Consider the following 13,948-nt stretch of genomic DNA (forward strand, 5'->3'; position numbering starts at 1 on the left):
CGTTCCTGTCCCAAGATCAGAAGAACGGACGTGTTGTATCACACGGTTTGAAGGCGGGGATTAATCTGTTGAGATTTCTACTAATCCACGAAAGCGGGCTGCCAGCCCTTAAGAATTTACGAATATTCCCCTGTAACATTATTTTCGCAGATCGAAGGGAAAGAGATGATGACGAAAAGAACATTCTTTTTGATTGGATTGTGCCTCATTGCTCTAGGGCCAATCTCTATCGCAATAGAAACCTATCTTTTGCTCAGCAATGTTATTGCGAATGATGAAAGCGTCTACGGCGCTTTATTTCGGTTTATAGCTATCCCATTGGCGTTAGGCGCGCTTTTATGGAAGCGCCTAAGATATATCGGAAGAGGTCAGCTATTTACTATCGGCTGTATTTTGGGGGCTCTCGCTTCGTTCCATATGGCGCTAATTTTTCAGCCCACATTGTCAGCCATAATCCCAAGCTGGGACCCCTTTGCGCCTCTCGTCAACGAAGTGGCCATGTGGTCGCAATCAGGCGCTCAAAACGAGGGCTATTTCACATCGAAAATCAAGCTGGACCTGGCAGTTTTCAATTCCGCCGCTCTCGCTTTAGTAAGCTGGCCGTTAGTGGCCGCACTTTATTTGGGGACGTTAGACCCGCACTCCCCGAGTAAAATGAGACCCTTTGGCCGTATATTCAAATGCATCGCTTGATTTGGGCGATAAAGCAATAATATGTGCGGCGAAAATAGTCTGGATTAAGCGCGAATTTGTCCAGTGCCGTGGACGAGATATTTATAGCTTGTCAACTGTTCCAATCCGACCGGGCCGCGGGCGTGCATTTTTCCAGTCGCTATACCGATCTCTGCGCCCATGCCGAATTCCCCGCCATCGGAAAATTGTGTCGAGGCATTGTGCATCACGACAGCGCTATCAATCGCCATCATAAATCGACGGGCGGCGGCGGCGTCTTCCGTTATGATCGCGTCTGTGTGTCCCGACGAATGAGTCGATACCCATGCAATCGCAGCATCTATATCATCAACGAGTTTAATTGACGCGATGGCGTCGAGATATTCTGTCGACCAGTCGTCAGCGCTCGCGGTTTTTAACCGAGGTTCGATCTTCACAGCATCCGCATCGCCCCGTAATTCACACCCTTCCATGGCGTCAACTAATTGGGGCAGCACCTCCGCCGCAATGCTTCGGTCTACCACAATGCTTTCCGTTGCACCGCAAATGCCTGTTCGGCGAAGTTTCGCGTTTCGGATCACGGTCAAGGCTTTCTGCACATCCGCCGCTTCGTGAATATAGCTATGGCAGTTCCCATCAAGATGCAGGAGCGTTGGGACTTTGGCGGTATTACGCACGAGTTCGACGAGGCCTCGACCGCCTCTGGGAATAACTAAATCGACATATTGATCGGCTTGTAACAGCGCCGCAACGGCTGAGCGGTCTGCCGTGCCCACGGTTTGCACCGCATAGGCTGGCAATCCGGCCGCCGTTAAACCCGCTTGCATTGCGGTAACGATAATCGCAGTAGACTCTCGGCTCTCTGACCCACCCCGCAAGATGATGGCATTGCCAGATTTCAGACAAAGCGCGCTCGCATCTGCACCGACATTGGGTCGAGATTCGTAGATCATCCCGATCACGCCGATTGGCACAGCGACTTTTTCAATATTTAAGCCATTGGGTCGATCAAAATTTGCGAGTTTTCGTCCCACGGGATCTGGTAGTTCCGCAATGCTTTCCAAGGCACATGCCATGGCTTCAACCCGATCTTCTGTCAGTGTCAAACGGTCAATAAAGGCGTCCGGTTTTGTGTCCACAACCCCTGCCACATCTTTGGCATTGGCGGCAAGAAGCTCATTCATGCCTGCGCGCAAGGCTGTGGCGGCCTCCAAAAGGGCTGTATTCTTTTGCTCTGTTGTGGCCAAAGACAGCACTCTGGCCGCCGCTTTGGCCTGTTGTCCGAGCAAGTCGATATGGTCGTTCACATTGTCTTGCATGATCATCATGGTGAAAATCCTATTGCGTCTCAAAGCTCTATAGCGCGCTGGTCGGCAGCGTCGACCTTCGATTTAACGTATCCACTAACAGCAGTCAGCGTTTAAGACATCCAGTCCCTCTAATAAAGTCGCGTGGTGAGAGTTTATAGCCTGACGCATGAAAATCATAGACCTAACTGGCCTAGCTACGCTGGCAGACGGCATTAGTTTAGAAACTGATGATATAGCTCAATGGATTTGTGATATTGGCTTTCGAAGTGGCGCTTGGCCTGTGGCGAGAGTGTCTCGCCGCTAGGATCTGTTTTCCAAAGGCGCCTGTTGCGATCTAGTGTGATGTTGAAGTGCGCTTCAACAAAATCTTGAACTTCGGCGTAGCGATCAAACAAAAAGACTTTATCAATACGTAATTCATCATCAATGTGCGTGTATTTATATTGATCAATATAATGGTCAACCCGTGCCATAGTCATACCCTCTTGCCCCAATACGAAATGCTCTAAAGACGGGATATGCACCTCTTTGCGTAGTTGATTGTAAAGGCTGACAAGTTGATCCGCAGGATTTCTGAGAATAACAAATTTGAAAAAATCATCTATTTTCAAATACTGATCATACTCCGAAATATAGCTATGCGGATGACCCTCTTCGCCCCAGATAGACTTTTTGAAATATCCGTGAATCGTAAATCGATCATAAGCCAAGCGATCCCACGCCTCCTCTGGCTCGTCCTGCAAATATTTTCCCGCAATCGCAGATACCAAACTCGACCCGCCCGTCTTTGGAATATGAACAAAGAGGCTCTCATTGGGAAAGAACATGAATTAATTTTCCTGAGCAAATAGCTATATTCTCTTGGAGGCTTTGCAGAGTTTTACGCCGAGCGCTACATTCACTCAACGCTAAAAAAGAAGCGGCCATGACACATCACGCCCGCTTCAATCTTTCAAATTCTCGCTTTGTTTAGAAGCGATATTTCAGCCTGACTTGTCCGCCGAATGATGTGTAAGTGTCAGAGAATTTTCCGTCCACTGTCGCGCCAACTGACAGAGCATCGGACGAAATCCAATTAAACCCAACTTGCCCGTCAATTCGCGTATCTTCCATTTCCAGAGTTGATAGCGAAAGTGTCTGGTTAGCATAGCCGATATTTAAATTATCTTGATCTCCTGATAGATCGCTCACGAGAGCAACCGAGACAAAATAGTCCGAGAAGGAGTCGGCATTTTCAACCTGCGTGCCCAGCTTTACGCCCGCGCGCCCTTCCAAATAATCACTGTCACGATCCGCAAATGATATGTCTAGTCCGCCAGTTTCTGCATAAGCATCCGCTGAAATTGAGCCGTATTGAACGCCAATTAGCGGCTCAACATAATATGTCTCGGCAAACCCGTAGCGATAGCTGGCGAGGCCTTGCGCATAGAAGCCGCCAATATCGTAAGTGCCTTCGATACGTTCAAAGGCCTGCCGCTCGCTATCGACATCTCCCGTCGCGTAGCCAAGCTGACCGCTTAACCCTAGAGCGCCCGCACGATAAGAGCCATACGCTGTGACATGATAAAGGCTGATATCCAGTCGATCCTGCGCTGTGCGGTCTGTTTCAATATCGATATTCGAGATACTCCCCCGACACACCGATAATGCCGTTATCCCCCGCAGCAAAATCATAGCCGAGGGCGAGGCTGTAATTCACAGCATCATAGCCGCTAAACTGCGTGTCCCCATTTGACAGGTTATCCTGATACGCTTTTTGCAAGCCACCCTGCAGCCAAGCCCCCGTTTCAGTCGCGTAGGAGTCTGTCGCACCCGTTGACATAAAGCTTGTCGATGCAAGTTTAACGGGCTTGCTCAAAGAAGCAGATCTGTCGAGGTTGGACATGCGGTTTTCGACCACATTTCCAAGAGATCCCATGACGCGGAAGACTTGCTGTTCAGCGCCGCGAGACAGGTCAGGAATTAGTTTTTCAATCTCACCCTCAACACCCGCTTGAGTGCTGAACCCGGCCAAGGCTGAAAATGCGTCAGTATTGTTCAAGTCGCCGTCGTTAAAGGCCGACAACACACTGTCACCGAATTTGTTCAAATTGCTATCGGTGAACGTCAGCATGACTTCAGGCTCTGGCTCCGGCTCTGGTGTTGGCGTCGGAGTCGGCGTAGGCGTCGGTGTTGGCGTCGGTGTAGGTGTTGGCGTAGGCGTCGGTGTCGGCGTTGGTGTCGGTGTCGGCGTAGGTGTAGGCGTAGGTGTTGGCGTCGGTGTCGGCGTAGGCGTTGGAGTTGGCGTCGGCGTTGGTGTCGGAGTCGGCGTTGGCGTTGGCGTAGGCGTCGGTGTCGGTGTCGGCGTCGGTGTCGGTGTTGGCGTCGGGGTTGGCGTCGGCGTCGGGGTTGGCGTCGGCGTTGGTGTAGGCGTCGGTGTCGGTGTCGGCGTAGGTGTAGGCGTAGGTGTTGGCGTCGGTGTCGGCGTAGGTGTCGGCGTCGGCGTTGGAGTTGGCGTCGGCGTTGGTGTCGGAGTCGGCGTTGGCGTAGGCGTCGGTGTCGGTGTCGGCGTCGGTGTGGGTGTTGGCGTCGGGGTTGGCGTCGGCGTCGGGGTTGGCGTCGGCGTTGGTGTAGGCGTCGGCGTCGGCGTCGGTGTTGGTGTCGGAGTCGGAGTCGGCGTAGGCGTTGGCGTCGGTGTCGGCGTCGGTGTTGGAGTCGGTGTTGGCGTTGGCGTAGGCGTTGGCGTCGGCGTCGGCGTCGGGGTTGGCGTCGGTGTTGGCGTCGGCGTTGGCGTTGGCGTCGGTGTCGGTGTCGGTGTTGGCGTCGGCGTTGGTGTCGGTGTCGGTGTTGGCGTCGGCGTTGGTGTTGGTGTTGGTGTTGGTGTCGGCGTTGGTGTTGGTGTCGTGGCAGCCGTCGTGACAACCACTAAGTCCCCTCCCGCATCTGCCACAGTGACAAAGTCCAGCAAGAAGCTGGTATCTGCGATTTGCGAGACAAGTGTGGCGTCATTTGTCAGCGTCCCGCCCACATCAATCAGCGTAAACTCCTGATCAATCGCAGAGACTGTGTTCGTATCCGTCACGGTCACGGTAGAGCCCGTATTGAGGGTCACATCGCCCGCAACTGTGACAGTCGGATTGCCGAGATTAAACAACAAGTCCCCGTCACTGGTCAGGTTCCCGTCAATCGTCCGCGCCCCGTCAAAGCTTAGCGTCACGCCGCTATCGACAATGACATTCACGCTTTGCAGCACATCACTGGTCAGCACAAAGTCCGCTGTCGTAAAGTTCAGCGTATCCACAAAGTTCAATGTCCCGAGGAAATCCCCGAGCAAAGCCCCGCCCTGCTGCGTGAAGGTGATCGCCTCACCTGCATTGGACGCATCAAACGACGCACGTGTGCCGCTGATCGTGCCCGCATTGACAAAGGTGTTATTGACCGCGGCAACCGCCACGTCTTCTAGAATGACTTCCACAGTCGGCGCTGCGTCTGTGCCGCCAACCTCAACGTCAATCGTCGTGCTGGTGACTTGAACCCCCGCATCATCTCCAGAGATCACGCCACCCGCCAAGTTATTGAGGGTCACGCCTGCGCCAGAGATAAACACCCCGTCGCCCGATGTACTCGTGATCGTGCCGCTATTATTGATCGTCAGGTCATGCTCTGCATGGGCGCCGTTAATATAGATGCCGCGCTGCGTGCCGCTAATAATACCGCCCGTCTCGTTCGTGATCGTCCCTGAGATCACAGCGTCTTGCTCGACCCGGATCGCCGCATTGCTGCTATTATCGCGGACGGACGAGATTGTGCCTGAGTTCGTGATGTTGACCTCGACCTGACATAAAACCAGCGTGTTGTTCTCAAGACAACCGCGCTCAATGCTGTTCGTGTTGCCAGGATCGCCGTTAAAGTTGATCGCATCCGCGTCGCTATCCGTGCCCGTGTTCGAGATCGTGCCGCTATTGTTGAGCGTGAAGCGCGCCGTGCCGTCTTCGTCGCCCCGCGTGCCGCTGGACGGATCCGTGCCCAGCAATGTATCAATCCCAATGGTCGCGCCGCCCACACTCGTGATCGTGCCTGTGTTCGTGATCGTGTTGACCGCGCCGTCCGCATCTCGGTCATAGTAAACGACAGCTTCCGTGGCTTCGCCCGTGCCCGCAATCACGCCAGCATTGACCAGTGTGGACTGATCACCCTCAAAGAAAATAACGCCGTCTACGCCCTGCAAAGTAGCGCCGTCCGCAACATTAATCGTCAGCAGATCTTCGTTATTATCCATGAAGATCACAACATCTTCATCGCTTCCATCCGTGCTGGTCAGCGTTGTCCCGCCCGCAATGTTAATCGTCACATTGTCCTGGCTGTTATTCTCCAGCTCAATCACATCACCGCTCGAAACAACACACTCCCCATTCACATCAACATTCACCGTCGCACCAGACCCAGACGCAGGATTAGACAAAGGAAAATCAGCGCAGGAAGTGACAGTGACAACTGTTGCCGTAGGCGTAGGTGTCGGCGTCGGTGTAGGTGTTGGCGTAGGCGTCGGTGTCGGCGTTGGTGTCGGTGTTGGAGTCGGTGTAGGCGTTGGTGTTGGCGTCGGCGTTGGTGTTGGCGTCGGCGTTGGTGTTGGCGTCGGCGTCGGCGTTGGCGTCGGTGTCGGCGTCGGAGTTGGCGTAGGCGTTGGCGTCGGTGTCGGTGTTGGCGTCGGCGTCGGTGTTGGCGTCGGCGTCGGAGTCGGCGTAGGTGTTGGTGTTGGTGTTGGTGTTGGTGTTGGTGTTGGTGTCGGTGTCGGCGTCGGTGTCGTGGCAGCCGTCGTGACAACCACTAAGTCCCCTCCCGCATCTGCCACAGTGACAAAGTCCAGCAAGAAGCTGGTATCTGCGATTTGCGAGACAAGTGTGGCGTCATTTGTCAGCGTCCCGCCCACATCAATCAGCGTAAACTCCTGATCAATCGCAGAGACTGTGTTCGTATCCGTCACGGTCACGGTAGAGCCCGTATTGAGGGTCACATCGCCCGCAACTGTGACAGTCGGATTGCCGAGATTAAACAACAAGTCCCCGTCACTGGTCAGGTTCCCGTCAATCGTCCGCGCCCCGTCAAAGCTTAGCGTCACGCCGCTATCGACAATGACATTCACGCTTTGCAGCACATCACTGGTCAGCACAAAGTCCGCTGTCGTAAAGTTCAGCGTATCCACAAAGTTCAATGTCCCGAGGAAATCCCCGAGCAAAGCCCCGCCCTGCTGCGTGAAGGTGATCGCCTCACCTGCATTGGACGCATCAAACGACGCACGTGTGCCGCTGATCGTGCCCGCATTGACAAAGGTGTTATTGACCGCGGCAACCGCCACGTCTTCTAGAATGACTTCCACAGTCGGCGCTGCGTCTGTGCCGCCAACCTCAACGTCAATCGTCGTGCTGGTGACTTGAACCCCCGCATCATCTCCAGAGATCACGCCACCCGCCAAGTTATTGAGGGTCACGCCTGCGCCAGAGATAAACACCCCGTCGCCCGATGTATTCGTGATCGTGCCGCTATTATTGATCGTCAGGTCATGCTCTGCATGGGCGCCGTTAATATAGATGCCGCGCTGCGTGCCGCTAATAATACCGCCCGTCTCGTTCGTGATCGTCCCTGAGATCACAGCGTCTTGCTCGACCCGGATCGCCGCATTGCTGCTATTATCGCGGACGGACGAGATTGTGCCTGAGTTCGTGATGTTGACCTCGACCTGACATAAAACCAGCGTGTTGTTCTCAAGACAACCGCGCTCAATGCTGTTCGTGTTGCCAGGATCGCCGTTAAAGTTGATCGCATCCGCGTCGCTATCCGTGCCCGTGTTCGAGATCGTGCCGCTATTGTTGAGCGTGAAGCGCGCCGTGCCGTCTTCGTCGCCCCGCGTGCCGCTGGACGGATCCGTGCCCAGCAATGTATCAATCCCAATGGTCGCGCCGCCCACACTCGTGATCGTGCCTGTGTTCGTGATCGTGTTGACCGCGCCGTCCGCATCTCGGTCATAGTAAACGACAGCTTCCGTAGCTTCGCCCGTGCCCGCAATCACGCCAGCATTGACCAGTGTGGACTGATCACCCTCAAAGAAAATAACGCCGTCTACGCCCTGCAAAGTTGCGCCGTCCGCAACATTAATCGTCAGTAGATCTTCGTTATTATCCATGAAGATCACAACATCTTCATCGCTTCCATCCGTGCTGGTCAGCGTTGTCCCGCCCGCAATGTTAATCGTCACATTGTCCTGGCTGTTATTCTCCAGCTCAATCACATCACCGCTCGAAACAACACACTCCCCATTCACATCAACAGTCACCGTCGCACCAGACCCAGACGCAGGATTAGACAAAGGAAAATCAGCGCAGGAAGTGACGTCCACTGTCACTTGAGCTTGAGCCTGCGGCACAGCCACCATCATAAGCGCAAAAGTTGCGGCAGATGTCGCGAGTAAAGTTTTTCTTGAAGCGGAGCCTGTTGTCTTGGCAGCAGGTGCAATATGTGACGGCTTTACGAACATGTATCTATCTCCAAGAATGATCCAAAACGATCACTTAATGACGCTATCAAAACACAGTTGAAAAAAGCCGTTCGGCAGAACGTCGCACGCATATGTTGTAAAACCGCGCGTTGAATTTGTCCGCAAATTATAATTGGTGCTGACTATTCCCCATTTCCCAGAGCGTATTTTTATCGCTTCTACTTATTTAAGACCAAAATATAATTTGATTGTCAAACAATTATGTTACCAATTTCAGTGTTTGGCATGACCAAATCTGTGGAATACTCATTCCCGCAGGCCGCTCTTGATGTTTCGAAGAGGCCGCACCCCTTCTCGGCTTTGAATTGGGGCTTGCATTCGCTGAAACCAGACGCTTAATGTTCGCGGGGTTAGACATTGGTTAGCCCAATTTAATTGCAGTCTATGTTGGGCATCACGACCTGCGAGCCGTGGGTCCGACAAATCTTAGGTATTGATCATGAAAACAGAATTTTCATCAGATTGGAAAAGCTGGATAAAGACCAATGTAGATGCGGGACAAGATCGTGACGGTATTTTCAAAATTTTACTCGATGAGGGCTACAGTTTTACAGCCATCGAGAAAGAGATGAATTATAAGCCGACACGCGACATCTCTGAAATTAAAAATCCCTTTACTGTGGCCGCGGAAGAAGATGCGCGGTTGAAGGCAGAGGGAGAAGATCAAACGGCCTCCGCCATCTCGGCCAATACGTTTGAAGGCAATAACGGCGCCGCCATAGCCCCCAGTCAAATTTTTGTGCCCAATGCTAAGACAATTAACGCCTCAAAAATAGATTTGCGGACGGTGGATAATTTTCTCACGCCTGAAGAATGTGCATCTATTATTGCGCGTATAAAACCTAAGCTTCGTCCGTCTCAAGTGTCGGACTTCCAAGTCGATTCAAATGTTAGGACAAGCCAGACGTGTGATCTTGGACGGTTGGACGATCCATTTATCGAGGATATAGACGAACGCATTTGTAAACTTATCGGGATCAACAAGGCTTATTCTGAAGTTATACAAGGGCAATATTATCAAGTGGGGCAAGAATTTAAGGCCCATACCGATTTCTTTGATCTGCACGAAGTGGAAACGCACTGTCAGGTCTTCGGGCAGCGCACCTATACAGTGATGATCTATCTCAATGATGTCGAAGACGGCGGCGAAACTTGCTTTAAACGGATTGGGGCTGAGTTTAAACCTGTGATGGGCAAGGCTGTAATCTGGAATTCGCTCAATCCTGACGGCACACCAAATATGAACAGCTTGCATCAGGCCAATCCTGTGAAGCAAGGCTATAAGGCGGTCATCACAAAGTGGTTTCGCTCCACATGCCCCAGCCAGGCCGATACAAATATGCTAACGAAGGGCAAGAATGAACGCGTTCCAAATTATACGCCCTCAGGCATTGCCAAAATAAACATGCCAGAGGATGTCTTCGAAAAAGTCAGTCAATTTTATCACGAGAACCGCGCAAATTTAGTGGATGAACACGTTCAGGGCGGCTTCATCACGGGCGGGAACGCCATGACGGTTCAACGCAAAACTAGCAGTAGTCTCATCGATCTGACGCCCAAACTTCGGAAAGACGTCCATGATGCTCTCAAGCCATTGATGGAGGATTGGTGCGGAAAAATGCTAGAGCCGACTTTCGTCTACGGCGTGCGGGAGTATCACACTGGCGCTATTCTGAAAATGCACCGCGACAGGATCGATACGCATATTATCAGCGCGATCGTGAACGTGGCGCAAGACACGGAGGTCGATTGGCCTTTGGTTATTGAAGACAATTATTACAGAACGCACAAAATTATGATCAAGCCCGGCGAAGTCATTCTTTATGAAGGCGGGCGATTGCTGCATGGCCGACCTATCAGCTTTGAAGGCAAATCTTTCGCCAACATGTTCTGCCACTTCAAGCCGACAGATTACGTAGCGCCGACATGATCTAAGTCTGGCTGGTTCATCTATCTATCCGTCTGGTCGCGGGAGGTGTTCGTGCTAAGGTTTGGGGTCGTTTAAGGCAAAATTGATGAGGAGCGGAAAGTGATCTGACCCGCAGGCTTTCAAGCGCTTCATGTCGATCAGGCTAAAGTGTTTCGAATGAAAAACATGGTCAAGTGGCCACCGCACAATCGGGTTTTTAGCATTATAACTGTTAAACAGCCCCCTGCCATGACGCGGATCCAATAGTCCACTCATTCGCAAGAATTTCTTCGTCGTTGAAGACCAACCGACATCATTTAGATCACCCGTGACGATCACAGGACCAGCGAGGTGGCCGACTTCATTTGCGACGAGGTTAAGTTCAGCATCAAGGTCTGATGTGTCGTCTTCGGGGCGCGGCGGCCTGGGATGAACGCCGTAGAACCGGAGTGCTTGGCTGTGACCCACGTCCAAATCGATGGTAAGGGACGGGATATGATCTTGGATGAAGTATCTTTCTTGCACATTTAAAATCGGGTATCGCGAGTAAAACAGCATGCCATTAAAGTCTGGAAGCGGCAGCATATATGTATGCGGATATTCGGCTTCCAACTCCGAAAGAGCGCTACGCCATGCCGCGTCAGTTTCGACGAGGAATAATATGTCGGGGGAGATGTCTTTTATTTGCGACAGATAAGCTTCTTGCTCGCTATTTTCCATGAGGACATTTCCAACCATCAGGCGGATTGATGTGTTTGTATCGCTCAATTTGGCTTCGGGGGTTTGCGTCCACCACAATTTGGTGAAAGGCACAATATCTCTCAAACAACTCAAGATACCAATTATCAGCCCAACAAAAATGAGTTGATCAAATAGGGTATCTAAACCTGGGTGAAATGCATGAACAATAGCTGTGCCTGATAGCAAGACCAGCATTTGCAGTCTGGCATAAGTCCAAGCTCTGAGCCACCAAACCTGCTCTCGTAGAAATGGAATAGCGGTGCCTAGCAATACGGCTACCGCCCATATCCGCCAGATTACGTCCCAAATTACCATACACTTCCCTAACCCAAAAAAGCCGCCCCGAGGAGCGGCTTTATTTCGTTATTTAATTAAAATTATTCCGTCGGATTATCGGCTGGATTATCCACATTTGGACGCTCAATTTCAATCGTCGGGACCTCGACTTGTTCCGTCGTCGTGCCGGTATCAACATCGACAGGAACTTCGACTTCAATCGTGCGTGTTTCAGTTTTGACGTCCATTGTCGGCACTTCAACATCAACTGTTTTTGAGCCCATATTTACATCTGCAACGTCAACGTCAAATTCTGGCATTTGACCTTCTGTAACTTTCACATCCACATCAGGAAGGCGCGCTTCTTGTGTTTGGTCAAGGTCGACTAAGTATAGGCCCGCGGCTGCCACGGCTGCGATAGCGAGCGCGCCGATAGCGATACCAACAATCTTTCCGCCACTGCTTTTTTCCGATGTTTCGTGACGTGTTCCGTGACGATTATATGGATCGTTTGGATTAAGGGGTTTATTTGAATTTGACATAGTTGTTTTCCTTTAAATTAAATGGGGATGATGACGTGATTGATTAGTTAGATTTTGGTCCGGCGAAAAACCAAACGATGAGGCCGATCAGAGGAAAGATGAGGACGAATAATGTCCATAACACTTTCTTCAAGGTGGATGCTGTAGAGCCGAAAATATTTATGATCGCCCAAATGGCCAATACCAAATGAATGAGACCCAATAATCCTTCGAACATGTTTTTCTCCGTGGCAGTTGCGAGCTTGTTTGCTCGAGACAACAAAACTACGGGACGGGCCTCATTTGGTTCCCAAAAAAGATTGCGCAGAGTTTGTGTATGTGCGGAGGAACTAAATAAATAAAATCGCGTATATTCGGTATGACAGACAAAAAAACAGTTTTAATCGTAGAGGACGATCCCTTTATCGCCATGGATTTGGAAGACATTTTCCAAGCCCACGGTTACGACGTGATCGGGCCAGTGGCTGACGTCGATACGGGGTTTAAGCTGTTAGAAGGCCAGACACCAAATTTTGCCATGTTGGATTATAATCTTGGTCGTGAAACCAGTATTCCACTTGCAAAAGCACTGCATGCCGATAGCGTCCCTTTCGTATTTTTATCGGGTCAAGTCGAGAGAGTCATTATTGACATCGACCTGCCGACCAAGCGCGTTATCGCGAAACCATTTATACCCGAACAATTACTCAAAATTGTCGACGATCATTTGGTATGATCACGCTCCTTGATGCCAACTGACAGCAGGGAAGGCCGTTATCCAGTCAGCATCAAGGCCACCCAAAGGTGGACGCCTTAGGTATTCAGCGTAAAAGGCTTTGGCATTAACATAGGCTAACAAACTGCAATTATATGCGCAGTCGTTCAGGGTTGGCCGTGACGTGATATTTCAGGCCATTGGGCATTAAATTATAGCTAGCCTCACCCTGCAAATCCATTGGCACAATACGCTTCAGTATCTGACTGCCAAACCCTGCACCAAGATCGCCAGAGACACCGTCATTCAAGATTTCATCCCATTCCAAAGAAATAATATCGCCCGTCCGCCAGCCGATAGACAGCTGCCCTTCCCTTGGCCCAAGCGCGCCGTGCTTTACGGCATTCGTGCCAAGCTCGCTCAGCATCAGCGTGAGAATAAAGGCGCCGCGGGGCGATACATCAAAATCTTGTGTTGATTGAATGGTAATGCGCTCTTGATTTCCAGAATTTATAAACGGCTCTAACGTCGTTTTAACTAGCTTGCTCATGGGGACGCTGGCCCACTTATGGGCCGCAAATAGCGCCTGCGTTTGGCCTAAATTCGTAATTCTTTCTCTTAACCGTCGGACCAGCTTATCTTTGTCGTCTTCATTCCGACCCATCATCGAAATAAGCGCAGACACATGAGCATACATATTGCCCATGCGATGACGTAATTCCTCGTTGATAACGGCGTAATCAGCGATCACCTGTGTCTGCTTGACGACCTCAATTTCAGTCATGATACTGACTGCCAAATCCTTGAGGAGTTGCTGATCTTCCGCGGAAAAATTGTGTCGGGGTTGACTGTCGATCACGCATAAAGTGCCCAAAGCATGACCGTCTTTCGTGACAAGCGGAGCCCCTGCGTAAAACCGTATTTCTGGGCCATCGGTCACAAGAGGATTAGCCACAAAGCGCTCGTCTTTCGTCGCGTCAGGCACGACCATCACATTATCTTGACGTATCGCGTGATCGCAAAACGCAAATTCTCGGTCAGTTTCACAGAGATCCGTGCCTTGCTTTGATTTAAACCACTGACGGTTTTCATCAATTAACGAAATTAGCGCAACCTCGGTGCCTAACGCCGTGCTGGCCATCCGTGTGATGCGGTCAAAGCGTTCTTCGGCCTCGCTATCCAGCAGTTTAGTCGCTTTTAAGGCTGAAAGTCTTATATCTTCAGTCATTCTATTGTCCTTGAACGGCACTAAACCGATAAGGCCTTCCCAAG

The 13,948-nt window shown here is 51.3% G+C and carries 10 protein-coding genes; 2 read left to right on the forward strand and 8 right to left on the reverse strand.

Translation table 11 applies throughout. The features are described 5' to 3' along the window. Positions 1-737: 737 nt before the first annotated feature. The 4 genes from AB8615_RS08865 to AB8615_RS08880 form a co-directional block, all read right to left on the reverse strand. Positions 738-1,991, reverse strand: a complete 1,254-nt coding sequence (locus tag AB8615_RS08865) for a glutamate-5-semialdehyde dehydrogenase (protein WP_409434090.1) — start codon at positions 1,989-1,991, stop codon at positions 738-740. A gap of 203 nt (positions 1,992-2,194) precedes the next feature. Then, on the reverse strand, positions 2,195-2,809 hold the full coding sequence (locus AB8615_RS08870) for a sulfotransferase family 2 domain-containing protein (RefSeq protein ID WP_409432244.1): 615 nt from the start codon (positions 2,807-2,809) through the stop codon (positions 2,195-2,197). Positions 2,810-2,951: 142 nt separating this feature from the next. Beyond that, positions 2,952-3,656 carry an autotransporter outer membrane beta-barrel domain-containing protein gene (locus tag AB8615_RS08875; protein ID WP_418152237.1) on the reverse strand — a complete coding sequence of 235 codons (705 nt, stop codon included), beginning with the start codon at positions 3,654-3,656 and terminating at the stop codon, positions 2,952-2,954. Then, positions 3,589-8,493 carry a beta strand repeat-containing protein gene (locus AB8615_RS08880; RefSeq protein ID WP_418152239.1) on the reverse strand — a complete coding sequence of 1,635 codons (4,905 nt, stop codon included), beginning with the start codon at positions 8,491-8,493 and terminating at the stop codon, positions 3,589-3,591. Before AB8615_RS08880 ends, AB8615_RS08875 begins: the two co-directional genes overlap by 68 nt. 460 nt (positions 8,494-8,953) lie before the next feature. Here AB8615_RS08880 and AB8615_RS08885 point away from each other — a divergent pair, with 460 nt between their 5' ends. Further along, entirely contained in the window at positions 8,954-10,444 is a 1,491-nt protein-coding gene (locus AB8615_RS08885) for a prolyl hydroxylase family protein (RefSeq protein ID WP_409432246.1), read from the forward strand. Between the two features lie 54 nt (positions 10,445-10,498). On the opposite strand, the gene AB8615_RS08890 is transcribed toward AB8615_RS08885, so the two are convergent. The 3 genes from AB8615_RS08890 to AB8615_RS08900 form a co-directional block, all read right to left on the reverse strand. Continuing rightward, a complete protein-coding gene (locus AB8615_RS08890; RefSeq protein WP_409432247.1) occupies positions 10,499-11,479 on the reverse strand; it encodes an endonuclease/exonuclease/phosphatase family protein in 981 nt (326 codons plus the stop codon). Between the two features lie 62 nt (positions 11,480-11,541). Continuing rightward, a complete protein-coding gene (locus tag AB8615_RS08895; RefSeq protein WP_409432248.1) occupies positions 11,542-11,982 on the reverse strand; it encodes a hypothetical protein in 441 nt (146 codons plus the stop codon). Between the two features lie 43 nt (positions 11,983-12,025). Further along, the gene (locus AB8615_RS08900) at positions 12,026-12,199 is read right to left on the reverse strand and encodes a PLD nuclease N-terminal domain-containing protein (protein WP_409432249.1); all 174 of its coding nucleotides are present in this window, start codon (positions 12,197-12,199) and stop codon (positions 12,026-12,028) included. Between the two features lie 141 nt (positions 12,200-12,340). Between AB8615_RS08900 and AB8615_RS08905 the strand changes: the two genes are divergently transcribed. Next, entirely contained in the window at positions 12,341-12,697 is a 357-nt protein-coding gene (locus AB8615_RS08905) for a response regulator (RefSeq protein WP_409432250.1), read from the forward strand. 130 nt (positions 12,698-12,827) lie between these two features. Here AB8615_RS08905 and AB8615_RS08910 read toward each other — a convergent pair whose 3' ends face one another. Next, on the reverse strand, positions 12,828-13,904 hold the full coding sequence (locus tag AB8615_RS08910) for a GAF domain-containing protein (protein WP_409432251.1): 1,077 nt from the start codon (positions 13,902-13,904) through the stop codon (positions 12,828-12,830). Between the last annotated feature and the right edge of the window lie 44 nt (positions 13,905-13,948).

Origin of the sequence: Litorimonas sp. RW-G-Af-16 (genome assembly GCF_048319245.1) — a bacterium.
Taxonomy (GTDB): Bacteria; Pseudomonadota; Alphaproteobacteria; order Caulobacterales; family Maricaulaceae; genus Litorimonas.